Origin of the sequence: Mobilitalea sibirica (genome assembly GCF_015999265.1) — a bacterium.
Classification (GTDB): Bacteria; Bacillota; Clostridia; order Lachnospirales; family Lachnospiraceae; genus Mobilitalea; species Mobilitalea sibirica.
Genome location: NZ_JAEAGR010000013.1, coordinates 18,308 through 41,887 on the forward strand (window position 1 = coordinate 18,308; position 23,580 = coordinate 41,887).

At 37.3% G+C, this 23,580-nt stretch carries 26 protein-coding genes, 1 riboswitch and 1 other annotated feature; of the genes, 1 reads left to right on the plus strand and 25 read right to left on the minus strand.

The annotated features are described in order from the left end of the window. Positions 1–159: 159 nt before the first annotated feature. From I5677_RS12010 to I5677_RS12025, 4 genes are all read right to left on the minus strand, one after another. Positions 160–729, minus strand: a complete 570-nt coding sequence (locus I5677_RS12010) for a folate family ECF transporter S component (RefSeq protein ID WP_197661870.1) — start codon at positions 727–729, stop codon at positions 160–162. 80 nt (positions 730–809) lie between these two features. Further along, a riboswitch (THF riboswitch) is annotated at positions 810–906 on the minus strand. 66 nt (positions 907–972) lie between these two features. Then, the gene (locus I5677_RS12015; RefSeq protein WP_197661871.1) at positions 973–1,746 is read right to left on the minus strand and encodes an ABC transporter ATP-binding protein; all 774 of its coding nucleotides are present in this window, start codon (positions 1,744–1,746) and stop codon (positions 973–975) included. Beyond that, positions 1,739–2,626, minus strand: coding sequence for an ABC transporter permease (locus I5677_RS12020; RefSeq protein WP_197661872.1), 888 nt, complete (start codon positions 2,624–2,626; stop codon positions 1,739–1,741). The genes I5677_RS12015 and I5677_RS12020 overlap by 8 nt, the downstream gene beginning before the upstream one ends. Positions 2,627–2,784: 158 nt before the next feature. Further along, complete coding sequence (locus I5677_RS12025) at positions 2,785–3,744, minus strand: ABC transporter substrate-binding protein (protein WP_408632539.1); 960 nt, start codon at positions 3,742–3,744, stop codon at positions 2,785–2,787. 397 nt (positions 3,745–4,141) lie between these two features. Beyond that, positions 4,142–4,430 (minus strand) — a binding site (T-box leader). A gap of 233 nt (positions 4,431–4,663) precedes the next feature. Here I5677_RS12025 and I5677_RS12030 point away from each other — a divergent pair. Continuing rightward, complete coding sequence (locus I5677_RS12030; protein WP_197661874.1) at positions 4,664–5,152, plus strand: hypothetical protein; 489 nt, start codon at positions 4,664–4,666, stop codon at positions 5,150–5,152. Between the two features lie 85 nt (positions 5,153–5,237). Here I5677_RS12030 and I5677_RS12035 read toward each other — a convergent pair whose 3' ends face one another. From I5677_RS12035 to I5677_RS12135, 21 genes are all read right to left on the minus strand, one after another. Beyond that, the gene (locus I5677_RS12035; protein ID WP_408632540.1) at positions 5,238–5,798 is read right to left on the minus strand and encodes a manganese catalase family protein; all 561 of its coding nucleotides are present in this window, start codon (positions 5,796–5,798) and stop codon (positions 5,238–5,240) included. Positions 5,799–6,196: 398 nt separating this feature from the next. After that, positions 6,197–7,087, minus strand: coding sequence for an N-acetylmuramoyl-L-alanine amidase family protein (locus I5677_RS12040; protein WP_197661875.1), 891 nt, complete (start codon positions 7,085–7,087; stop codon positions 6,197–6,199). Then, positions 7,084–7,536, minus strand: coding sequence for a phage holin family protein (locus I5677_RS12045; protein WP_197661876.1), 453 nt, complete (start codon positions 7,534–7,536; stop codon positions 7,084–7,086). Before I5677_RS12045 ends, I5677_RS12040 begins: the two co-directional genes overlap by 4 nt. A gap of 21 nt (positions 7,537–7,557) precedes the next feature. Continuing rightward, positions 7,558–9,213: a phage tail spike protein gene (locus tag I5677_RS12050; RefSeq protein WP_279380764.1), complete on the minus strand. Its 1,656-nt coding sequence runs from the start codon at positions 9,211–9,213 to the stop codon at positions 7,558–7,560. Positions 9,214–9,236: 23 nt separating this feature from the next. Further along, positions 9,237–11,300 carry an alanine-zipper protein gene (locus I5677_RS12055; RefSeq protein ID WP_197661878.1) on the minus strand — a complete coding sequence of 688 codons (2,064 nt, stop codon included), beginning with the start codon at positions 11,298–11,300 and terminating at the stop codon, positions 9,237–9,239. A gap of 13 nt (positions 11,301–11,313) precedes the next feature. Next, on the minus strand, positions 11,314–12,114 hold the full coding sequence (locus I5677_RS12060; RefSeq protein WP_197661879.1) for a distal tail protein Dit: 801 nt from the start codon (positions 12,112–12,114) through the stop codon (positions 11,314–11,316). Then, the gene (locus tag I5677_RS12065) at positions 12,111–13,979 is read right to left on the minus strand and encodes a phage tail protein (protein ID WP_197661880.1); all 1,869 of its coding nucleotides are present in this window, start codon (positions 13,977–13,979) and stop codon (positions 12,111–12,113) included. Before I5677_RS12065 ends, I5677_RS12060 begins: the two co-directional genes overlap by 4 nt. Then, positions 13,966–14,184: a hypothetical protein gene (locus I5677_RS12070; protein ID WP_197661881.1), complete on the minus strand. Its 219-nt coding sequence runs from the start codon at positions 14,182–14,184 to the stop codon at positions 13,966–13,968. The genes I5677_RS12065 and I5677_RS12070 overlap by 14 nt, the downstream gene beginning before the upstream one ends. Before the next feature lie 62 nt (positions 14,185–14,246). After that, the gene (locus I5677_RS12075) at positions 14,247–14,579 is read right to left on the minus strand and encodes a hypothetical protein (protein ID WP_197661882.1); all 333 of its coding nucleotides are present in this window, start codon (positions 14,577–14,579) and stop codon (positions 14,247–14,249) included. A 72-nt stretch (positions 14,580–14,651) separates the two neighbouring features. After that, complete coding sequence (locus I5677_RS12080; protein WP_197661883.1) at positions 14,652–15,179, minus strand: hypothetical protein; 528 nt, start codon at positions 15,177–15,179, stop codon at positions 14,652–14,654. Between the two features lie 4 nt (positions 15,180–15,183). Next, entirely contained in the window at positions 15,184–15,564 is a 381-nt protein-coding gene (locus tag I5677_RS12085; protein WP_197661884.1) for a hypothetical protein, read from the minus strand. Beyond that, a complete protein-coding gene (locus I5677_RS12090; protein ID WP_197661885.1) occupies positions 15,557–16,006 on the minus strand; it encodes a hypothetical protein in 450 nt (149 codons plus the stop codon). Before I5677_RS12090 ends, I5677_RS12085 begins: the two co-directional genes overlap by 8 nt. Continuing rightward, on the minus strand, positions 15,993–16,325 hold the full coding sequence (locus I5677_RS12095; RefSeq protein ID WP_197661886.1) for a phage head closure protein: 333 nt from the start codon (positions 16,323–16,325) through the stop codon (positions 15,993–15,995). Before I5677_RS12095 ends, I5677_RS12090 begins: the two co-directional genes overlap by 14 nt. A gap of 4 nt (positions 16,326–16,329) precedes the next feature. Next, a complete protein-coding gene (locus I5677_RS12100) occupies positions 16,330–16,632 on the minus strand; it encodes a hypothetical protein (protein ID WP_243456590.1) in 303 nt (100 codons plus the stop codon). 76 nt (positions 16,633–16,708) lie between these two features. Then, positions 16,709–17,971 (minus strand): phage major capsid protein, encoded by a 1,263-nt coding sequence (locus I5677_RS12105; RefSeq protein ID WP_197661887.1) that lies wholly within the window; start codon positions 17,969–17,971, stop codon positions 16,709–16,711. A 16-nt stretch (positions 17,972–17,987) separates the two neighbouring features. Beyond that, a complete protein-coding gene (locus tag I5677_RS12110; RefSeq protein WP_197661888.1) occupies positions 17,988–18,608 on the minus strand; it encodes an HK97 family phage prohead protease in 621 nt (206 codons plus the stop codon). Further along, positions 18,601–19,845 carry a phage portal protein gene (locus I5677_RS12115; protein WP_330617915.1) on the minus strand — a complete coding sequence of 415 codons (1,245 nt, stop codon included), beginning with the start codon at positions 19,843–19,845 and terminating at the stop codon, positions 18,601–18,603. The genes I5677_RS12110 and I5677_RS12115 overlap by 8 nt, the downstream gene beginning before the upstream one ends. Before the next feature lie 7 nt (positions 19,846–19,852). Further along, positions 19,853–21,580, minus strand: coding sequence for a terminase large subunit (locus tag I5677_RS12120; RefSeq protein ID WP_330617916.1), 1,728 nt, complete (start codon positions 21,578–21,580; stop codon positions 19,853–19,855). Next, positions 21,564–21,878 carry a zinc-binding protein gene (locus I5677_RS12125; RefSeq protein ID WP_197661889.1) on the minus strand — a complete coding sequence of 105 codons (315 nt, stop codon included), beginning with the start codon at positions 21,876–21,878 and terminating at the stop codon, positions 21,564–21,566. Before I5677_RS12125 ends, I5677_RS12120 begins: the two co-directional genes overlap by 17 nt. A gap of 123 nt (positions 21,879–22,001) precedes the next feature. Then, entirely contained in the window at positions 22,002–22,715 is a 714-nt protein-coding gene (locus I5677_RS12130; RefSeq protein ID WP_197661890.1) for an HNH endonuclease family protein, read from the minus strand. Further along, a complete protein-coding gene (locus tag I5677_RS12135; protein ID WP_197661891.1) occupies positions 22,715–23,554 on the minus strand; it encodes a terminase small subunit in 840 nt (279 codons plus the stop codon). Before I5677_RS12135 ends, I5677_RS12130 begins: the two co-directional genes overlap by 1 nt. Positions 23,555–23,580: the final 26 nt, after the last annotated feature.

A 23,580-nucleotide genomic window follows, 5' to 3' on the forward strand; every position in this document is an offset into this window, starting at 1 on the left:
TAAAATACGGAGTTGATACAAAATACATATCACTGTATCTTGATCTACTCCGTATTTCAGTTATCTTATAAAGATTTTAATTAATCCAATGCAATCGTATCATAAATAAGTTAATACCCGACTTACTTCGTATCCTTATTTGGTAAGGTGAAGACCAGATTATTGTACATAACTTTTCTTACCCTGAATCAGTTTTAGTATACCACTGGCTTCTACTCCCTTTACCACGGTATAGAATAGAATGGTTTCAATCGGCAACATAATCAAAGCCTTTAATGCTCTCGCAGGAAGCATAACAAAAAATCCTCTTCCGGTTAAGGTAGTAAGCCATAAAGTTGTTAAGAAAAAATTAATCACAACCATATGAATAATACTAGCAATTAAGATACGCTTTATACTGACCGGTTTCTTATATAGGATAAATCCAAATATAATTCCGGTTAACACTGCATTAAACGTAAAACCCGGATGAAACGTGCCGGTCGGTTTCACTATAAAGGTTAAGATATCCATGGCGGCACCATAAAAACCACCGACCAACGGTCCGAAAAGGAAAAAGACAAATCGGTTCGGAAGAAAGGAAAATCCAATCTTTAGATAATCTGCGACCATTACGGTTAAACTTCCTAAAACAATTGAGATTGCACCAAACATGGCTGCGAGGGTGATACATCTTACATTCTTAAACTCTGCGTAAGATTCTTTCAATAATAATAAAAATCTTTGCATAAAAAAATTACCTCCTTTGCAGACCTTTTACTACAATAAGAGATAACATCAAATAATTGAAATATTTGATTATCTACTGTAGCAGCGGGATGCGGACCACGCACCGCAAGTTTCCTTTTCGTCCGATTGACAACTCCCTGTTCAACCGGCACTTAACGCACATGATCCTACTCTGCTTAAAATTTTTTAAGTATTCTTAGTATATCATAAGATTCTATAAATGCAATATCCATTATTACAGAATTAATTGCCACATTCGATACTAATTTCATTAAATTTATCCAGAATATCCTCGATTTTTAAAGTTCTTTTATTATTACCTGCCTGGTCAATCACAACATTTCCCTGGTGCATCATCAACAGACGATTCCCATACTCCACTGCATAACGAAGATTATGGGTTACCATAATGGTGGTCAGCTTCTTCTCTTTCACTATTCGATCTGTTAATTCCATAATAAGCTCCGCGGTCTTGGGGTCCAAAGCTGCTGTATGTTCATCCAGTATTAAGAATTCAATTGGTGTCATTGTGGCCATCAGAAGCGCCATGGCCTGTCTTTGTCCCCCGGATAAAGCTCCTACGGTCACATCTAATTTATCCTCCAGACCTAAATTCAGGCTTTTTAGACTTTCCTTGTATCGCTCAATCCTCTTTTTATTGGTTCCCCATCGAAGGTTAAAGCTTTGTCCTTTATTATCAGCAAGAGACATATTCTCCAGAATGGTCATACTAGGGCAGGTTCCCATAGCAGGATTTTGATAAACCCTACCGATCTTTCTAAGCCTTTTAAACTCGGACATAGTAGTAATATCTGTTTGATTAACAATGATACTTCCCTGATCCGTAGGAATACTGCCACAGATAATATTTAGCATGGAGGTTTTACCTGAACCGTTACTTCCCACAACTGATACAAATTCCTGATCCAGAATGGTTAAGTTAAAATCCCTGAACAAACACATTTCATTGATGGTTCCCGGATTATAGTATTTATTAATATTTCTTAATTCAAGCATTGCCTTTAACCCTCCTTTTTCGTTCATTACTGACTATTAAAATGACCAGAAACAGGGTTGCTGTAATCAACTTTAGATCCGATGCCTCCATACCAAGAGATATGGCAAAGGATACGCACGCTTTATAAAGAATGGCTCCTATAATAACTGCTGTAGTTGCTTTAAAATAAGTAAATCTTTTAAAGATATTCGTTCCGATAATTACACTGGCCAGACCAATGACAATCGTTCCTGTACCAAGTGAAATTTCGAAAAACCCGCTCATCTGAGCATAGATACTTCCGGCCAGAGCCACCAAAGCATTGGCGATTGCCAGCCCAAGAATTTTAACAGTTCCTTTATCCTTTGCCAAGGATGTAACCAGGGCCTCATTGTCACCAACCGCTCTTAATAGATATCCGGATCTTGTTTTTAGATACAGATCTAATAACAGCTTCATAATAACTATAATAAAGAATAAAAGGGATACAACCAAATAAGGAGAAAAGAAATCCGGAATAAGTTTATCCCATACAAAATTTTCAAAGATAGACTCTTTTGAAAATATGCTCAGATTGGCACGACCTGCAATCCTAAGATTTATTGAATATAGCGCAGTCATCATAATAATACCTGACAGTAAATCCCTGACTTTTAATTTCACATGAATCAGTCCTGTTATAACACCGGCAACTGCTCCGGCAAAAAAGGAGATAACTAATGTTAATACGGGATTTACCCCCGACACGATTAAAATGGCCGTTACCGCTCCTCCTAATGGAAACGTCCCATCCACGGATAGATCAGGAAAATCCAGTATTTTATACGTTATGTAGACTCCCAAAGCCATGATCCCATAGACGAGTCCTTCCTCCAATATTCCTAACAGTATCGTTAACATAATTACCTCCTACAATGTGTTACGCTGGCTACCAATCAAACCGCCATGCTTATGATAATGAATTATAATTACTCAGTGCCATGAAACGTTTTGAAAAGTAGCCGGCATGAGCATGTCACATATAAATGAAACGAATCATTATTTTATAATCAAGTTTTCTATTCTGATATCTCATCAAACATTTCTTTTGCACTGTTTACCAGTTCTTCCGGTAGCGTAATTCCCAACTGATCGGCTACAGCGTTGTTACCATAGAAGGATGCTTCCTCAATCACTTCAAAATTAATCTCACTGGCTTTTTTCTCTCCCCTAAGAACCTGCGCTGCCATCTTACCGGTTTGAACGCCAAGGTCAAAATAATCCAGGCCTACCGTTGCTAAACATCCAAGTTTAACCTGTTCCACTTCACTACCAAAGACAGGGATGTTTTTTTCCTGCGCTTTATCCAGAATAACAGGAAGGGAGCTTACTACCGTGTTATCCGTTAAATTATTCAGACAATCTACCTTCTCCAATAAATTATCTGCCGCTAACGGAATATCTGCCGCTGTAGAGATACCGCTCTCTATGATTTCAAAACCGTAATTTGGGGCTACTGCCTTATACTCTTCAATAGCGGAAACAGAGTTCACTTCACTGGTGCTATACATAATGCCTATTGTTTTCGCTTCCGGTAATACTTTACGAATCATCTCCAGCTGTTTCTCCACCGGCAGTTTATCACTGGTACCGGTTATGTTACCATTTGGTGTCTTATCCTCTTTGGCCAGTTCTGCCATCACCGGATCGGTTACTGCGGTGAAGATAACCGGAACATCCTTCTTCTTAGCTGCGCTATATGCACTCTGTGCCATCGGTGTTGCAATTGCTGCAATTAAATCAACTTTTTTTGCCATGAAATTATCTGCGATTTGAGCAGCTGTTCCTCCGTCTGCCTGTGCATTCTCAAAAAGAACCTTTAAATTCTCTCCTTCTACATATCCGCCCTCAGCGAGACCCGCTAAAAAACCCTCTCTACAATTATCTAAGGACCCATGTTCAGCAAATTGGCCGATACCAATGGTTACCTGTCCTTCCTTCTTGCTATTAGCGCATCCTGCTAACAGCCCTGCTGCCATAGTTAAAATTAATGCTGACATTATCAATTTTTTCATATTACTTTCCTCCCTTTTCTTTCTTATATGCCGATTCCATTACTAAATCACTCATATTATTTTAATATATGGACCGTTTTTAGATCGTCTACTTCTGAATAATATTATCAACTATTAGTTATCCCGTTTGTTTTTCTCCGTTGTTTTTTACTGTTTGTGTCCTGTCATTTTTGTGGTTTTTTATTCTGTCTCTGATTAAATTCCTTACTGATAAGCATTAACAACATTGTCTGTCTTGTGAGTGATCTCACTTCTTTTATGTTATTAACGATTTTACCGGCTTGGAAGAATTCAACTTGATGCGTTTTTTATCATATATGATGAACATTTATACAATAAAAAAAGCCCCAAGTATTAATATACTTGAGACGAATAAAAATCCGCGGTACCACTCAAATTGACGAAAGAATATGTTCCTAAGGAATATACTCTTTATGAATGTATCCGTGATGAAATACATTCATTGTCCACTCTTTCATATACAATAATATATGCCATGATTATAACGGTTATGGTTTCCGTCAACGCCTACTCTTAGTTCGGGTTGCCCTCAAAAGCCCATTCAGCTAAAAACTCCATATCGCATCCCACCACCTGCGACTCTCTGTAATGTTGTACTAAAGCCTACTCTTCTTTCTCAACGGTTTCACTTTATTGATGTGAACATCATAATACTACAATCAGAATTTGTCAATCACTTTTTTCGATTTTCCTCATGGGCTTTATTTGAAACTATCATCTGTCCTGCTCATCTAACTATACTCAACCATATATTTATAAATTCAATTTTGATATAATACGAAACTCTGTTTCCTTTTATTGTTAATTTTGTGTATGTAATGTATAATACAAATGAAAACATAGAGTTATTAGGGGAATTAGTATGAAAAGCAAAAAGATATTCATTATTATGATACTGATTTTATTGGTAGGAGCTATACTATATCATATTCCGATTGGTATCAATAAAACAGTTTCTGTATGTACATTAGAAGGAAAAAAGTCCATTGTTACTTTACATGTTCGCTGGCAAAAATCCTTCTTTCGTCCGACCGAGTTAAAGGGAACTATTATGGAAGGTAACGTTACGTATCGTAGCATAAATGATATGAATTCATCCTATGATTATGGAAGTTTTATTGATAACCTAACACGGAAACGAAACAAGGAAGAACATATTCCCCTCTTTGTTATTGATGGAAAAGATAATCATGATTTATTCGATAATATTATATCGTTATCAGTTAGTGACATGAGTTTTACTAAAATAAACCTTTATATAGCAAACGGTGATGATATAAATACCTATTATGGTCCCGCAAAGACCGCAGAAGAGGCTGAGACCTTAGCGATGAATTTTTATCATGATTAGTTATATTATTCAGCTCCCTGCCATTTAGCAGGGAGCTTTTTGCATTCAGAGTTTAGGCTATAATGTTATATTATATAATATAAAACTATTTACATAAATCAGGTAGATACGCAGGGTTTACCGCATAGAAGTTTCTTGAGTCCAGATGATCCTGAACAATTCTTAAGGCTTCACCAAATCTCTGGAAATGAACTACTTCTCTTTCCCTAAGGAATTTAATCGGCTCACATACATCATGGTCATGAACCAATCGGAGAATATTATCATAGGTGGTTCTTGCTTTCTGTTCAGCGGCCATATCTTCAACCAGATCTGTAATCGGATCGCCCTTGCTTTGGAAGAAGGTTGCGGTAAACGGAATTCCGGCAGCTGATTGTGGCCATAAACCTAAGGTATGATCTACATAATATTTGTCAAATCCACTTTCTACAATCTGTTCCGGTGTAATATTCTTAATCAACTGATGAACGATTGCACTGACAATCTCCATATGTGCCATTTCTTCCGTTCCGATATCGTTTAAAATTGCAATACACTCTTTATAAGGCATCGCATACCGCTGTGATAAATACCTTTGTGAAGCGGCAAGTTCGCCGTCCGGTCCGCCAAATTGCAATAACCCATAGTGTATATAATCTAAGAAAATTAGGAGCCCTGCGCATCTGGAGAGAGATGCGTGGGGTATCTTTTTATTTACAAATAATCAAAATGGTAATATAATACAGTGGTAAGTATTGTATTTACTAAGGAGGGTATTAATATGATTTGCCAAAAGTGTGGAAGTGAGAATGTAAATGTTCAAATGGTCTCAGAAACTAAACTAAAGAAAAAGCATCATGGAATATTATATTGGTTGTGTTTTGGTTGGTTAATTGAATTGTTATTATGGTTTTTCCTTACACTACCGATGTTAATTATCAAAATATTTAAGCCTAAAAATTACAAAACTAAAACTATACATAAATCAATGTTTGTATGCCAAAGCTGTGGCTTCAATTGGAAGGCATAAAAATCCCCCCGGTTTTAATTGAACCGGGGGATTTCTTATTTCGATATTCTTTTATATATATCTTTACAAGTTGATCTACCTGCTGTCTTTCCATCATCATTCATGTGTTTACCCCATCCGTTCTCAATCCATAGTGCTAAGACTGCAAAACGTGTCCAATCATCATATATGCCATGTTCTGATATTTTTGGAAACCATTCCGGAAGGATCTGATTAAGTCCTCTCTGAAGCCATCTGATATCTTCCTTCGGAGAGTATACTGTTACTCTTTCAGGATGAGTTTGCTCAGGAATATATTTTATACCGGTATACTCACAAAGTCCTTTTGCTATTTCTAAAGCACACTCTTTCCAGAATTCTTCTACCACCATTAACTCTGTGGCTTCCCGGAGGTTTGTCATAAAGGCAAGCTCCACTAAGATAGCACCTTTGACATCCATGTTATTACAATTTACCATTGCATAACCATAAGGAGTTACTCCTCTGTCTTTCTGTTTGGTACCTCCGGCCAGATGCTTAAGGACTATCTCAGCCAGCTTCTTAGATTGCCCTTGGTACCTGTTATGTATGTAAATGCCAACACCTTCTGCTGTGTTAAATGTCTTGCCATCACCAAAGGCATTAAAGTGGATACTTATGCTGTAATCACAATTTGCTTTTGCTATCGCTCTCTGACGATCAGCTAATCCCTGATCAGGATCATCATACGCATTATCATCATCCCAACCGGTCCTAAAGGTTTCAAATCCACAACGCTTAAGTTCCTGTTCCAATAAAAAAGCAACTCCTACGTTAGCTATATGCTCCCGGAATTGCTCTCCTTTTTTACATATGACTTTACCGTCTATGATGATATCCTTAGGCATTGGAGGAGTACGTTTGCCTGCTGTATTCGTTCCATGGCCGGCATCAATGTTGATTTTCATTGATACTCATCTCCTATCGTTGCCTTATCCTCAACCTGCTTCTTAATATTTTTAACTAAAGGTTTCAGGAAAGGCGGCAGCTTTACTCCAATATCATTTATATTTTCTAATATACTAATAATCTCGTTGCAGATAAGCCATATGGCTACAATGCAAGCTATTAAGAACGTTATCGGTACTGTAATACCTGCTGTTTCACCAGCGTAAATAATCAGCCAATCTACTATGGCTCCAATACCTACTAATAACCACATGCACACCTTTTTCACTATACCCCGGAAGCTTTTATAGCTGTCTATCTTTTGTTTGCGGTATGGGCTTGCTGCCAATCCTGTAGCGTAATCAATAAGATTACATAAAACCAAAATAAGCATAGGTATTGCCAGTATCCCTAACCAGCCAGCCAATGCTGAGAAAAATGCTGTAAATAAAGCTTTAACTCTGTTCATTCTTTCTACCTTCTTTCTTTTTTAGTAAACTCCACCGATCCGGCTCTGAATAAACACCCGGAGAATAACATCTGCTTCAATCCTTGCCAGGGTGCTTGGGTACATTAATATTTCATGTCTTCCTCTTGTAACTTTTCCATTACCATCTTTTGAAAGATAATCAACAAGATCTATTCTGTCTCCGCTTATTTCTGTCGTTGGATAAGCATTTCCGTCTATCCAGATCTGTACTGCTTCAGCTTGTAAATCACTTTCATAAATACCAAATTCTATCTCATGAACGTGATCTTCTAGTACAATATTATGAGTGTGTAATACAAAGTCACTTGCAATGGTTACTTTGTGCCTATGATCTCCACTATAAGGCTCTGAAATATCTGAATTGACTCTGATTATAGGGATATTACTATCAGTAGATGTTTTTGTCGTTGCTCCACCGCCTGCTATGGCCTTTTCATAAGCCCTGAAAGGTTTTGTCCTGAAGGTAAGTTCACACGTATTCACGTTAACCACATCATCATCAATGTAAAATGGTATTAATGCCGGTATGAGGTTATCACAATTATCCTGATAACTAAAATTCATGATGTTAGTAGCTCCCTGAGCATAAGCAGCTGCTACCTGCTGCTTACGTTCCATATCAGCCTGTGTGGTCGCTATATCGTCTAGTTTATTGCTGATCTGGTAACTTACCTCATATTCTTTTGTAATGTCACCGACTTCCTCTCCTATGATACGTGCCAGGTATTCTTCATCCTCAACTATTATCCTAGTTACACCATTGAGGACCTTACGTTCCTGAGCATATTCCGGAAGGATGGATAAATCAGCACTTCCGACTTCAAAGGATATCTTAGGATCCTTCCACTGATTAATAAGTGACTGCGCGCTGTTTTTAAGTAGCTGAGCATTTTCATACGACTTATCTATCCATATATACGATCTCTTACCCCATTGAGCTATTGATGCATCATCCTTAAGATATTTCAATCCTTCATTTACACTTGCTATCGTAAGCTGATTTACACCTTCACCGGTACCTTTAGGGATGATGTAGTTAACAATCTCTGTAGGATCAGATACTTTGTTAAACTCAATCATATCTTTACCCCAACGGATCTCCGCTTTGACATCATCACTAGGTCTGATTAGATTTAATACCCATGGGAAAACTGTTGTATCGAATGTAAACTCATATGGCTCTGCAAATGGTACCGGGATACTTAATAAAGGTGCAAGTAAGCCGTTTTCATTTTCATAGGAGTAATTGAAGAAATAATTGAAGTCTACCTGTCCTAAAACCCATCTCTGCGTATCTTGGTAATTTAATATAGCCTGTAAAGCATTGGCTGTACTATAACCGGTAAGTTGTAAGTAATCATCTATTACATCATCCATTAGAGTGGCAAGAACATGCTCACATTTGTATGTAATACTATCATCATCTGTACTCTTAATCGTCTCTGTTGGCATAATACGATATAATCCGTAATTTCTTCCAGATGGACTGATTATCTCGATATAATTCAAATGACTACAGAGCGAATTCTTTGGATCTGTTTTTGGTAATGAAAAAGAGGACTGCCAAACCTCGTTGACTGTCCTCTGTACTGATATGTTATAGGTATTTTCAAGAATGCCTATTTCTGTCATGTTTTTGTCTTTTACTATAAGCAATGTATCACCTTCTTACTGTTCTATTAAACTATCAACGTTATAAACTGTGCGCCACTTGAATTAATTTGAACCTTATATTTTCGGCTGTCTGTTGCGGACATAATATCCATAAATTCACCCTTGATTTTAGCACCTTTCGCTTCTGTTCTTGTTGTTGCGCTTAATGCTGTTGCAAGTGTGTCGTATAATAATATATCTCCTCCTATTATTTTAAGGTTTCCGATAGTGTTTAATAATAAACCTCTTTGCGCCGTGTTGTTGTTGTAATTCTCTAAGTACAAATATGCTATGCCTTTAAATACCTCTTGTGCATTACCACCATCTGCGGTGTTATATGATAGATTTTTTACGAAAACATTATCTGCATTAGCAATAAAAATACTGTTATAGTATTTTGGTATAATAAAGTTATCCATAATGATATTATTAATCTTCTGTGTTATGCCGCCAACAGCGTTTTGATATATAATGTTTGCCAACACTTTACTTTCACTATCGTTAATTTTTAGAGTGTTGATTATGTCAGAAATATAATGATAAAAATCTTTACATCGTGTAAAGGATATCTTATCAATTTCAGCAATCTTAACCCCAGATGATAAAGAGTTTACTTCTGTTTTTAAATAAAAGTTTTTGCAATCTTGAAAAACTATTGAGCCAACGTACTTTCTAGTTGGACATACAACTTGATAATTATCAACTAATAATATTTGCTTTTTCCCAAAGTCGCAATTTTCAAATAAATAATTTGCATATCTGCCACTTTCAGAAAGAGCAATTCTTGACTCATGAGTGCTTATTTCTCCAACTAGATTAGTAAAATTTCTCATAGTTGTATTGTTTGTCACATTGAAACCGTATGCCTTGCAGTTATTAATGATTATATCATAGGCATTTTCGTGACCGCCAATTCCCAAGCTCCACACTTCGGATTTATAGACACCGCCATTAATATGTATACCAAAATTAACCTCCCATCCACCCCATGTTATTCCGTGTTGTCCGCTATTGGTTTGAGCGTTGTTAATATTGATATCCGTACAACTGTTTATCAGAATTCCGTATCCATCCCATGCATCAGATGTCGTGTTTTTCGCATGTCCAGTAATTGGAAGATTTAGTGTCGTATGAACACATCTTTCAACCACTATATTGTTTTGAAAATTGTCAGTTTTAACATTGCTTACCTCTATATTTTTGCCGTATTTTATAGTAAGCCCACTTACTGAAGTCGAAAGAAGTTGCTGTCCTTTTATTTCTCCGGCATTTTCAATTTTTGTAGTAATAGGTGAATAAATTTTAACGGTAATAGATGCTGCGGTCATATCAAAAGGAAATACTAAATCAAAGTAAACCGTATTGCCATTTATTTTTGTAATTATAGCATTTCCGCCTTTATAATAGTACGCTCTTGATGTGTCATAAAGCTCAGTAGATATTACATTAATCAAGTCGCCTACCTCGATACCTGCAACACTATCTAATAATAAAGAGTTTTTACTTGTAGCCTCAACATAATCCGATGTTACGGCATGAGTAGATTTTAGCGTACCACTTAATGTAATTCCGTTGGAACCACTACATAGTATAGTTGACCCATTGAAATCTATATTAATAGATTTTGTAATATTAACATCATCTATCAAATAAGTATCTTGGGGAAATATTAGTTTTTTGCCCTCTGGCATTGCAGCAATACATTCTAAAAACTTTTGTGTATCGTCTACTATACCTCCACCAACAACTCCAAAATCTTTTACATTGATTGCTATACCGTCTAACTTGGATTTAACTTTGTTGTTTTCTGTATCTAATCTTTCTTTAAGAGTGCCGTATGCGTATCCGTCTGCATCCACTCTTGCCTGAGCTGCTTCAACCGAAGAGTCGCCCTGTATCACAATTTGGTTTAACTGCTCCTGCGTACTATCTGATTTTTGATTAGCTTGGTCTGCTTTTGATTTTGCTTCATTGGCTGTCTCGATAGCCTCATTTGACTTATTTTCTGCTCTTTCTGCCTGCTCTATTGCTGCATTTATTTTAGGATAGCCCTTATTTAGACTATCATTTGGATCTAATAATATTGCCATGCCATCACCCTTCCTATATGTATTTATCCCTCACCTTAATCCGCATTGTTACATTGATATTGCTTCCGGCCACCTGTACCGGATTGTTCCCCGGTAGAAGAATAAAGTCCCGGAGGCTGACTGCTCCAAACTCACTGCTGCCATTCTTCAGAACCGTATACTTTTCACAGTCTATTACCCATGATGCATTACTAAAGGCTGGTAAGTTTATTGTATATCCATTAACACTCAGACTTAAGCTTGTAGCACTTCCGGATATCTCTACTACCGGCTTTATAGCTAATCCATCTAAATAGATATCAAGTGTCTTTGGTCCTGTAATATTAATGGTACCTGCTGATCCGGGATGTCCTAGTTTATAACTGGATTGAAATGTTATTACATCACTTCCCCAGGTTACTTCATCTGCATATACAACGGAATAAGCATAAGGATCATAAGCTGTGAATGGTAAAGCAAAGGATCCTGTACTCTTAAGTAATTCCGGTATCATCTGTTCACTGCATTTCACCATATAATACTTATCAGGAGAATAATCAAAGACAAGCTTTATCATTCTTGGCTTACCATATACATCAACTAAAAAGGCAGCAAATTCACGAAGTCTCTGCTGCCTTATAACTCTATCTATTTCTATTAATGTTAATGGTAATGTAATAAGTCTTTCTCTTATTTCGGTACCGAACACATATAAGCCATCTTTACCCGGTATAGCCAATGATAAATTTTCAAATATTGGTGTCATTGGATGTTCATGTCCTGGCTGACAGATTAATCCGAATTCACTTAATTTCTTTCCGTCTAATATAATCATGGATGTGCCACCCCGACTTTCCTTGCACCAATCTTATTTCTTGAAGCCAGTTCCCTGCTCATAGACGGTGCTAATTTTTTCGATACCTTTGTATCATCAAGATAAACGTCCTTACCTTGCTTAATTGCTTCAAGGAATTCAGGGAAATATCTGCTAAGGAAGTCTATAATCTGTAATAATAAGTTGGTTGTTTCCTCTCCTCCCAATGCTTTTTGACTACCATTAAGAGGTGTAACCCTTGCACCGGCAGGAAGGTCTAAGAGCTCTGCTCCTGCCTCTCCGACTACTGCTCTACCTGCTTTGTATACTGTTCCACCTTTCGCAAGCTTAGGTATCTCCGGAATGTTAATTCCTTTTCCACCTACTCCCGGAACCCAATCCGGTATCTTAAGTTTATTTAATCCCCGAATAAATCCGTTAACCAAAGATATCATTGAATTAATTGGATACTTAACCACATTGATAACACCATTCATAATGTTACCGGCTATTTGCTTAAGTCCTTCAAATGCTTGTTTCCAGTTTCCTGTAAAGACTCCTTTGAAGAATGTTATGATACCGTTGAATACACCTTTGAGGTTATCAATCTGGCTTTTTATGTAATCTATAGCATTTCCTAAGACTGAATTAAATACTTCAGCTACGATTTTAATAACCGGGATTAAAGGCTTCAATGCCATGTTTATCAGAGATGTCACAATGTTAACCAAGGGTGTGATTGCACTTGTAACTAATGATATTATTGGTCCTATCAAGTCTGTTATCAGCTTCAGGATTGGTCTCAATAACTCAATGACTGTTGTTAATATTGGCATGAGTGCCTTAAATATCTCTAACAGTGGCGGTAACAGGGTAGATACAAGCTCCATGATCGGAGGTAATAGCATATTAAAGAGTTCAATCAGGATCGGTAATATTGCATTAATGATTTCTGTAACTACCGGTATAATCGTAGTGAATAACTCTATCAATACCGGAAGTAATGTTTCTATTAGTTGCATGACTGGCGGTAACAGATTAGTAAATACTAGAGCAATAACCGGTGCCAACTGTTGAAATAAACTTTGTATCATCGGCATATTAGCTAATAGAAAATCTGCAAATGATTGAACCAAAGGCATAACCGAAGCTCCAAGATTACTCACCATAGCTCCTAATGACCTTTTTATCTGATCAACTGTATCTGTGAATTTAACACCACCATCTACCGTTTCATCAGATAAAACTAATCCTAGATCATGTGCTTGCTTTCGCATCTTATCAATGCTTCCGGCAGCTCCGTTTAGCATAGGCATCATTTCCGAACCTGCCTTACCAAATAAATCATTGGCCAATGCTGCCTTTTTTGTCTGATCTTCCATGTTTTGAAGGGCTGTCATGGCTTCAAACATCATTGTTTCCTGATCTTTTAATTTACCTGTCCCATCATCCCATGAAACACCTAACTCATCAAACATCTTTTGAGATGTTGCACTACCATCTTGTGCCATGCTCATTTGGTTTGTTAGTGCTTTTAATCCTGATTTAAGACTATCAACACTGGCACCCGATTGGCTCATTACAAAATCTAATTCTTGATATGCTGTTCTCGATATGCCAATTTTTTGAGACATTTTATCTATATTGTCTGCTGTCTTAGCTGTTTTTGTTGCTAAGCCTGTAATAGCTGTTACTCCTGCCCCTGCTGCCGTAGCAAGTCCAGCTCCCCACTTAGCAGCTGTACCTACACCTTTTACTAAGGTTGTACCTAAGCCCTGAGCTTTTTTATCGGTTTTAGCGATACTTTCATCAGCTTTTTCATTATTTACGAATATCGACCCGACAAGTTTAAATATTTCAAGTGCCACTTTCTCACCTTCTCTCAAATAAGGCTTCTACTTCATCTATCTCTGAAAGTATTTCAGCTGTAGAACGCATATCTATGTTTTTACCGGTAACCATGTCTTTAAATGCCTCAAAGGTAATGAAGCTTTCTTTAGTCATAAGAATGTATCTCGCTAACCACATTTGATAAAGCTTTTCATCATCCTCTTTCTGAATAGCTTTATCAATAAATGTAAGAAAGTCCATGATCTCCATGGACATTATGTAATCTATATTGTGGTACCTTCTTAGAAGCAGCTCCTTGAGTTCTATTTCATCAAGTTTGCTGCTTTGTTGAAAAAATTCTTCCACTTCTCCGGATCAGCAACTTCCTTTAACTTTTCACACAAGTCAAAAAAGTCCATCTTTTCGACCTCATCCGGCTCACACTCGAATAAACCGGCAATGAATTCATAGATAGGCTTTTCTGCATTCTTAGAAGTGGCTTTTTCAAATACTGAGAATAACAGATCAAATCCGTTATCCCATACATCTGCTGCCTTGTCAGCTTTCTTAGCAAGTTTTTTGATATCATCCTTAATACCAATTTTATTTAAAACTCTGCAAGCAGCAAATACATCTCTTGCCTGTAAATTTCTCATAAATACCTCCCATAAAAAGAAAAGGAGAGTTGTCAGCTCTCCTATCTTTTAATAATATTATTTTATATTTAATTAACCTGCAGGCTGTTCTACCACTTCCTGTAATCCAGTGTACAGATCCGCCAATCTCGTAAGGATCTGTAATGTATTCATTGTTAAAGTAGCCCTTACCCCATCTATGGTAATTCTACCTTTTACAGGTCCACGGTCTCCATCGGCTTCAATCTCTCTGTATTCAGGCTCTCTGGAGAATTTACCGCCACCTCTGGTAAGTGCTATTGGTGTATCACCAATATAGAATTTTCCTGCTCCAAGTACAATTTCTTCCTCGGCTTTTACTACGGTATCATCATATTCTACTTCCCATGGTTCATCTGTCTTTCCTGCATCCAAATCCGCCTGTGTGTAACAGGCAGTGAATACAGCTTCCGCTACTGTATCATCTTTGTCAGCAAAAGCCCATTCTGTACTACCAAGATTTATTGCTTCTTTAATAGTTATTTGAATGGCTTTGCCTGCTTTTGTCTTTCCGACCCATTTGACTAGCTTATAATCGGCATCTGTTATTCTACCTGTTCCGGTAAATTTTCTTAAGGCCATAATCTCACACTCCTATATAATAATTTTGTATTAAAAACTTCAGTAGCACATGTTTTAGATTTTTGTCCGGGTCCTTCAGGTTTTTTCTATCGATCATAAAAAATGTTGGAAGCACGAAACTATTCGGTTCATTCTTCATGTTCATATTCGCTTCTATTTCATCTGCAAGTCTTTCAACTTCTGTCCAACTATTACTTTTATCCCATATATCAATGATTATGATGTCATCTTCTCTTGGGTATTGTTCTCTAGTTTGGCTGTCAAAGATGAATACTTGGTAGGGATACTTTGCGTTATCCTTGGCTTCGCTATAATATGTCCTTGTACAGCTTAATTTTAATAACCGTGTTATTACTTTTCTTAGTTCTTCTGATTTATTAGCCATCAGCACCACCCTCATAATCATCTTCAGATATAAGTGATAGTGCCTCTGCTTCATCCTCTAAAGCACTAAGATACTTACTTTCAATCTTAACGATTTCTGCTATGTTATTCTCTGCCGCATTTGATAAGAGTCCAAGTCTAGTAGTTTTACTGGATCCTAATTCTTGAAACCCACCATAAAAAGCAAAAGGTTTAAGTCCGACTTGGAGCTCAAGCTGTTTTTGTTTGTATTTCACCCAGTACTGCGTATATTTTCCCACTCTTCCTCTTTTCCTTGAAAAATGAGAATAATAGCTGTCCCTGAATTTTCTACATATAAACTTACCTACATCTCGAAGGGCAGCTCTTGTCAGTTCTCGTATAGTGTATTGAGCTCTATCCACACTGGATGTGTATTGAACTCCTTTTTTATTAATTTTCACTACAGATTTAGGTACCGGCATCTTTACTCACTCCCTTCGTTAAAGTGAGTTCTATGTTACCATCCTGTTTATCATAAGTTCTCAAGACCGTATACTCAATTCTGCTGCCATCCGGTCCAATCTTAACTATTTCCTCGTTACCATATTCAAATTTTCTTATCGTAAGTACTTTTTCAATCTTATATCCGTTCGCGTTTGCCTGATAAAACTCTTGTCTTTTGGCAGACTCCTCACTGGCATATACTTTTCTTTCGATTAATGTCTCCGGAGCTTCCCCTATCTCACTGGTTTCCTCTCCGTATTGCTTTGAACATAGGTATATAGGTAAAATAAACTGCATTCATCTACCCCCTACATATCTGCATTGCTATAATGTTAAAAGCCGGTGAAAACTTGGTTTCTCCTGCTTTGTTATTTAAGAGATCATTTACACCGATGGCTATGCAAGCAATATCTGTTTCAGTAATAACACTTTTCTGTGTCACAGGATCCGGTGTCATGTGTTTTGCACCGGCCTTTATCAGATAATTCTTTACTGCTATTGCTTTCCCTTTTATGTTACTGTTCACACCAGGATCATCGGTCACTATCCCTATTGCTTCCTTTACCTTACTAAGTAAAGTTACATCATCCATTGCATCATCCATGTTATCACCGCCTATTTATAAAATCCCTTTGCCTGAATTAACAGACAAAGGGATATGTATAGTTGATTAAGTCTAATTAAGCCTTAGTCAAGTAAATAAGGCCTTTCGCTCCTACTAACTTGGTCCCTACTCCATCCGGAACCTCACCAATTGCCATCTTGCCATCAGCAATCATGAGTGCCTTATGGATCCACTTATTCTTATCCTCATTGTAGTACTTTTTGTAGTACATATTGAGGTTTGAATTGATGATATAATCTTCAAGGTTAATCAGAACACCAAAGACATCACCTGCTGCTGCATTATCATAACCCGGTAACTTATCAATCGTAATAACTTCTCTACCATTAAGGATCTTCTGTCCTTTTTCATTGATTTTACCAAGGCCAATCTTCTGACCGGCAGAGTCTACCATACTGTTTAAGTGCATTTCCCATGTTTGCTTATTCATGAGGTATACTTCACCATCTTCATAAGCTTCAGGGATTGCAGCTTCAGCTCTAGCCCATCCTTTTACAGAACCAACTTGAGCAGCGGTAAATGAAATTACCTGTTCAGCAGGTAATGTATACTTAGTAAATCCTAAAGGCTGACCTACACCAGTTCCTACTGCAACAGCTGTTTCAATAGCATCAATCATAGCTTTCTTTAATTGCTTCACAACGGTAGCTTCAAATACCTGTAGCGTAACAGTTGAAGTTAATAAACCTATAGCTACCTTTGCTTCTAATACATGATAAGCAAACGAAAGTTTTGCTTCCATCAGTGCTTTCTGTTCATCAGAAACAGCTTCTTCACTTCCTAACCATGTTGCAGTAGGTTTAATTTCTGAAATAGGGATCTGAATACCGCCCTGGAAGGAAGTCTGAGTAATTCTCTTAATGACCTTTCCTTCAATCGTAAGATCCTCAATTACTTTATTGAGAATGGTTGTAGGGATAACAGCAGTTACATCACCTACTACGGTAAGAGCATCTGCTCTTTCCTCAGCCTGACGGAATTTCTCCGGGATAGGAGTTCCGGATACAACATAGTTACGGAATGCTTGCCGATACTCTAAGGAAGAGTAGACATCTTCATTCTCTTCTGTTTTCTTTGCACCTGTTCTGAAGGTAGCTAAAGGATTTAACTGACCCTGAGGCTCAACCTGGCCTTCACTTCTGGCTGCTGGATCTTCACTCTGGCCTACTAATTCTTTCAACATCTTAATCTCGCTGTCTAATCTTCTCTTTTCGAGTTCCAGCTTGTCCAGTTCTTCTGTATTCTTTGCATCCCTAATCTGTGGCAGGAGGGCTGCTCTTTTCTCTTCTGCTTCTTTCAATAATTTTGCATAATCCATACGATTACCATTCCTTTCATTGATTGCTAAACTCTAGTTCCAGTGCCAACTTACGTTTTCGCAAGTCAAAGCTCTCCAGCTGTGCAAAATTACTCTCCAGTAACTCAACACTCCTCGCATAAACGCTTGTTGTATCATAAAATGGGGTATCCACCACACTTACGTCGTATAAACGGTTAATAGAAGTGACCTCCCTGAAGGTTTCATTTTCTCCATAGGTCCACGTATCTCCTTTGTCTGCTACTGTAAATGCAAAAGACATCTTATCAATCAATCCTGCTTGAATTGATTTATAGATGTCTATGTTTGCCTGCGTATCGATTAACTCTGCTCTGATCTTAAGCCCTGTTTCATCCAAGATTAACTGTAGGCTCTTATTCCTTGTCCTTGCGATGATGATCCAGGTATCATTATGGTTATACCTTAGCGGTACATCTTTCATGTCTGTAAAATCAAGAGCTCCTTTTCTGATTGTTTCTGTGAATTTGTACTTACCGTATTGGTGAGTAGCTGGCTGATCATATGTAATTGCCTGACCTTCGATAATCATCTTTCCTTCATCATTGTCAACCGCTCTAAACTCAACCAGTCTCATTTCATTCTGAGGTTTAAATTCATCTAACTTTTTCTTACTCATTCTGTTTTTCCTTCCCCTTATTCTTTGATAGCTGATACTGATCCGCTATATCACGATTGATATAGTTAAGTGACTGCTTACGGACATTCCCACCTTCAAACGGAGGATATCCGAAGATAGCTAATACTTGATTATCTGTAAGGGTACCAAGTCTAGTCAGAATATCAGCAGCATTTATTTTATTCGTTGTATTCATGAACATTAAGCCTTGATTATAGAAGATGATCTCATTCCCGACTTCTAATTCACGTTTTGTGAATAACACTTTACTGAAAACTCTACCCAAACTGATTATCTGCGGTTCGATTGTCTTTTCATAGAAAGCCTGATATTCTTCCTCTGTGAATTCTCCGTTGAATATGGCTAGAGATACTCCGTAATTTGCTAGTATCCTCTTAGCAATAAATTCAATGGTATCCTTATCAATGAATTTAGGATCAATCTTGATTGGTGTAAAGTCACCTTTTAAATCAATTGCTAAGATACCGCTCTGAGACTCATTTATCTTCTGTTCAAAAGCTTCTCTTTCTTTCTTCTGTTCTTCATCATCTAACAGTGTATTAATCTTTTGTATACCTCGAATGACCATTGTGGATTTGATACCTTTTCCAATTCCCTGAATTGCTGTATCATCTGTCTCCAACAATTTTATTAAGGCTTTATTATCTGATTTTCCCTGTGCATCCCCACCGACAAAATCATTGGCAGTAAAGTCTTTTCTCCAATGTATGATGTCTTCATAAGGCAAGGTATAATCATATCCATTAACAAAGTAAAACTTAATGAACAGCTTACCTGATGTATCTTCCAGATATTCTACCTCTAAGGGATTTAGAGGATACAAGCCGGTATATTCTCTCCTATAAGTTCCCTCGCCTAGCGGTATTTTCACATATGATGGGTATATGTAAGCATTCTTATTGATTTCCCTGAGATATACTATCTTTTCAAGGAAATCTGATGTAGACATTAATGGATTAGGCCCGAACTTTAGTAATCTATGAATGCTATCATTTACCACACTTTGAAGCCCTGTATCATTCTCCGTCCTGATATGCTGCGGATTTAATTTACTGATCTCAGTGGCAATACACCTAATGGCAATCTGTACGATATCACTAGCATAGATTTCATCACCAAACTGAGTAAATACCGGTATATAACCTTTCATCATTTTTGCATAGGTTAAAGACTTCAAATTGCCGGTCCATGACCTAATTTTGTTTAATAACCCCACTTTGTACTCACCTCCTGTTGATGATATCCATATAATCTTTTCGATGCCTGTCTAATGTCTCATAGCATATTAACATTGTGACTGCTCCATCTATCTTCTTATCCTGATCTCCCTGTACTTTCACCGGCATTCTCTTGGTACCGGCAGAATTCCATTTCATAGAGGTATTCTCAAGACACATGATATCGATCGGATTTTGATTGTAATTTACTCTGTTCGCTTTTAGATCTGTCTCAAGGCTTGTCATGGCATTAGATAAATCATAACCCTGTTCTATCTTATCGATATCGAAACCATAGTCTTGCATTTCCTTTTTAAATGCCTTGGCCTGCCATTTATCATAACCGGTCATGAATACTCTGATTTTATATTTCTTATACAGACTAACAAACCATGCTACAACATCGGACTGATCTACTTCCGTATCTTCACAGATAGCTAAATGATTATCTTTCACCCATTGAAGGTATTTCTCTTTCTCTTCCCCTTCCATCTGCTCCAATTTGGATATTGGAATGAAGTATTTTGTGATAAGATACTTCATCTTGTTTTTCGGATTATAGATTAATACTCTGGCATTGGTTAAGTCACCTGTCTCTGAAAGATCTGCTGCACCTATTCCTACACATTCTCTTAAATCTTCTATGTCATAGGTTAAGTCATTCTTAATATCCTCCGGTTGCAGCCATGCTTGAGCATTATTCTGTTTGACATTGAAATCTTTTGCTAAGACAAAGGCTTTGGTATCTGTCTTTGTTCTTGCTTCTTGAACCATCTGCCGTAGGAAGGACCATTTCTTAATTTTCCCTAAGCCGGGGTTCGATTTATACCAGCTTTTTTCATCAATCCAGACTTCCTTCTCATTGTCTTGGGTATATAACCAGATCAGCCATCTTTCATCCTCAACCTCTCCCCTTAATACCTTTCTGGCATCTACTAATCTCTTATCCAGGTACCCATCATTCGTAAAGCCTTCCGTTGTCAGTTCAAAGTAAAGAGGTTCATCCTGCGTAGAAAGAGCCTGTCTAATCGGCATTACCAGACTGTTATCTTCCATCTCGAATACTTCATCGACTGCACCGATACCGATATTACGACCTTCTTTTGCTCCGGTCTTTGCTGATAATTTACGAATGCTGCCTTTGTTCTGATAACTGAATTTGCCTTTCTTCTTTTTCTGTTTCGGATTACCAAAGAAGATACCCTTAATATTCTTACGTGTAACCTTTTCAAGGGTTTTACTTTCTTCCCTCATAGCATTAATAGCCTGGAACATGAGGTCAGCCTGTTCATAATCATTGGAAGCACATAGTACTTTCAATCCAGTAGGACCACAAAACCATTCCGCTAGACATATGGCACCGATTAATGGTGTCTTACCGTTCTTTCTTCCCACTAAAAAAAGCACGTTTTGATATTTTCTAACGTACCTTTCTAATTCTTCATCATATATTTTGATAGCGAATATCGCTTCAACGAAAGCTTTTTGAAATAACTCTAATTTGAATGGCTTTCCGGCATGAGGAGCTTCGTAATGCTTACATTCACTCTCAATGAATTTAATTCGTTTTTCAGAGTCTTCAAAGTCTATCCGGATGTGATCTCTTAATACGTTTCTACCCTGTATCTCATCAACTAGCTTCTTCAACATCATCATAAGCTCTTGACCTACTATGATGTTGCCGGCTTTTATCTCATTGTAATACTGGATGATGTAACTATTCGTAATCTGCAAGATCATCATCCTCTTCTATAATGGATTTTCCTAAAATATTAGAAAGCTTTGCTATATAGTTCAAATAGTTTGCCCTAGTTTTCACAATAAGCTTGGACACCGGAAGCTCTTTCTGCTGCGTTGGGTTATTTGGATTAATTTTTACAAGGCCGGTTTCCTTAACGATATCATGAAGGTCATCAAGCTCTACTCTAAGCCTAGCACATTCCCAAAAGGAACCTTCCAGTAAGGCCAGCTGACTATCGTCACAACCCTCGAATAACTTTTTAATTCTTTCATACTCTTGTTTGATATCCAAAATTATCACCAACTTTCTCTGAACTTTTTTGGAAAAAAGTCAAAATCTCGGTTTGTGTGAATCTAACCTTCCTCCCCCTACGGTCCTCCGGACAAACAAAAAAGAATGATATGGGGGGAGTGATTAATTCGAATAATCTTCGAACCATTTCTCTATATATTGCACCCATTCATCCTTATGCTCTGCTCTATAATCATTACAGCATTCTAATCTCTCGATACATAACTCTTTGCTAGTCTCCACATAGATGAGCTCTGCTCCTATGTCCTCTGCCAACTTCTCTCTGGTAAACTTCTCAGGATAACCTCCTATAATCCATGCTGTGCGAAAACCTCCATACCTAGTCTTAATGTTGTCTATGATATGATTGCGAATAGAGAACACATTATACTTAAGATTATCAGGCTTATCATACATAGGCCTTAGACTGACAGCATGATAAAGCCTGTCCATATCTACGATCAGATCACCCGGTTCCATGTTCTCATAGACATAGGTTGTCTTACCTGACATTGGCGGACCATATATAATGTAGACTGCTTTCTCTCTACGCTTATGACCGCCTCCACAGAACCGGCCATGCTCTTTATTATGGCAGCTCCTACAGATCAGTTCTATGTTATCCTTATTCATGGAGATGTTAACATCTTTATAGTTATCTTCCGTCAGCTCTATTGGTGTATGATGTAGCTGTATATCTCCACGATTAATAATATGCTTTCCACACTTACTACAAATGACACCCTTATTAATCTTTATATGTTCCAGGATGTATTGTTCCCTGAATATTAACCATTCATCTGAGTTATAGAAAGTATGTAATACTCCGGTGCTCATTACCAATCATCCTTTTCTGCTTGCTTTTTCTTAAGTTCAAGGGTTTCATTCTCAACTCTGACTTTGTTTCTCAAGGACTCTACCTTTGCCTTCTGTTCCTCTGTTGCCATATCCATATGATCAGATAGCCAGTTAAGAGCTTTTAATCTATCCATTAATTTGATAGAGAAACCGTTCTTACCTTCCTTGAATTCCGTTATTAAGGATCCGTCTATATCATCACTTTCTTTGAAGTCAATATAGTTACATTGGTCATATATTGGTACTCCTTCTTTAGTAAAGCCTAAGAGAGTATCCTTCTTCCCAAAGGTGATATAATCGGTGATATCAGCGAAGGCAATATCCATGTATTTTTGAAAGATATCGTGTGGTGTTAACATGGCTTGATTAAGTCTATTTTGCTTTAATTGTGCTATTGCCATCTTTACATGAACATTTCCCAACAATCTTGGCCCTGCTGTGTAAGCTGTCATCATGTTACATTTATAAGCTTTTTGATATGCTTTTGATGCATTAAAACACTTTATATAATAAATACAGAAAAGAATTTGTTTTTCAGTCAATTCAATATTTTCAACGATTTCATTCAGCTGATTTTCAACCTCGATATTTTCAGCTTTTTCATCGCCTAAAAAATCATCTTTTTCGAAATTCGAATTTTTATTATTTTTTTTCGAATTTTTAAAATTCTCTTCCCACTTGTCTAATGTCTTCCATTTTGAGACTGTTTTAGGATCTTCATCAAGCATTTTAGCTATGTCTTTATTCTTTATTTTGCCCTTGTGCTTTTTAAAGATTTCAAAAGCCTTGTCTCTATTCGGACTCCTGCTTCTTGCCAAAATCACCACCTCATTTTTTGCAATCT

Excerpts from the sequence above, each read along its gene's own strand:
- I5677_RS12010 (WP_197661870.1), bottom strand. The coding sequence starts at position 729 with ATGCAAAGATTTTTATTATTATTGAAAGAATCTTACGCAGAGTTTAAG.
- I5677_RS12015 (WP_197661871.1), bottom strand. The coding sequence starts at position 1,746 with ATGCTTGAATTAAGAAATATTAATAAATACTATAATCCGGGAACCATC.
- I5677_RS12020 (WP_197661872.1), bottom strand. The coding sequence starts at position 2,626 with ATGTTAACGATACTGTTAGGAATATTGGAGGAAGGACTCGTCTATGGG.
- I5677_RS12025 (WP_408632539.1), bottom strand. The coding sequence starts at position 3,744 with ATGGCAGCAGGGCTGTTAGCAGGATGCGCTAATAGCAAGAAGGAAGGA.
- I5677_RS12030 (WP_197661874.1), top strand. The coding sequence starts at position 4,664 with ATGAAAAGCAAAAAGATATTCATTATTATGATACTGATTTTATTGGTA.
- I5677_RS12040 (WP_197661875.1), bottom strand. The coding sequence starts at position 7,087 with ATGAAAATCAACATTGATGCCGGCCATGGAACGAATACAGCAGGCAAA.
- I5677_RS12045 (WP_197661876.1), bottom strand. The coding sequence starts at position 7,536 with ATGAACAGAGTTAAAGCTTTATTTACAGCATTTTTCTCAGCATTGGCT.
- I5677_RS12055 (WP_197661878.1), bottom strand. The coding sequence starts at position 11,300 with ATGGCAATATTATTAGATCCAAATGATAGTCTAAATAAGGGCTATCCT.
- I5677_RS12060 (WP_197661879.1), bottom strand. The coding sequence starts at position 12,114 with ATGATTATATTAGACGGAAAGAAATTAAGTGAATTCGGATTAATCTGT.
- I5677_RS12070 (WP_197661881.1), bottom strand. The coding sequence starts at position 14,184 with ATGGACTTTCTTACATTTATTGATAAAGCTATTCAGAAAGAGGATGAT.
- I5677_RS12075 (WP_197661882.1), bottom strand. The coding sequence starts at position 14,579 with ATGAGAAATTTACAGGCAAGAGATGTATTTGCTGCTTGCAGAGTTTTA.
- I5677_RS12080 (WP_197661883.1), bottom strand. The coding sequence starts at position 15,179 with ATGGCCTTAAGAAAATTTACCGGAACAGGTAGAATAACAGATGCCGAT.
- I5677_RS12085 (WP_197661884.1), bottom strand. The coding sequence starts at position 15,564 with ATGGCTAATAAATCAGAAGAACTAAGAAAAGTAATAACACGGTTATTA.
- I5677_RS12090 (WP_197661885.1), bottom strand. The coding sequence starts at position 16,006 with ATGCCGGTACCTAAATCTGTAGTGAAAATTAATAAAAAAGGAGTTCAA.
- I5677_RS12095 (WP_197661886.1), bottom strand. The coding sequence starts at position 16,325 with ATGCAGTTTATTTTACCTATATACCTATGTTCAAAGCAATACGGAGAG.
- I5677_RS12100 (WP_243456590.1), bottom strand. The coding sequence starts at position 16,632 with ATGGATGATGCAATGGATGATGTAACTTTACTTAGTAAGGTAAAGGAA.
- I5677_RS12105 (WP_197661887.1), bottom strand. The coding sequence starts at position 17,971 with ATGGATTATGCAAAATTATTGAAAGAAGCAGAAGAGAAAAGAGCAGCC.
- I5677_RS12110 (WP_197661888.1), bottom strand. The coding sequence starts at position 18,608 with ATGAGTAAGAAAAAGTTAGATGAATTTAAACCTCAGAATGAAATGAGA.
- I5677_RS12130 (WP_197661890.1), bottom strand. The coding sequence starts at position 22,715 with ATGAGCACCGGAGTATTACATACTTTCTATAACTCAGATGAATGGTTA.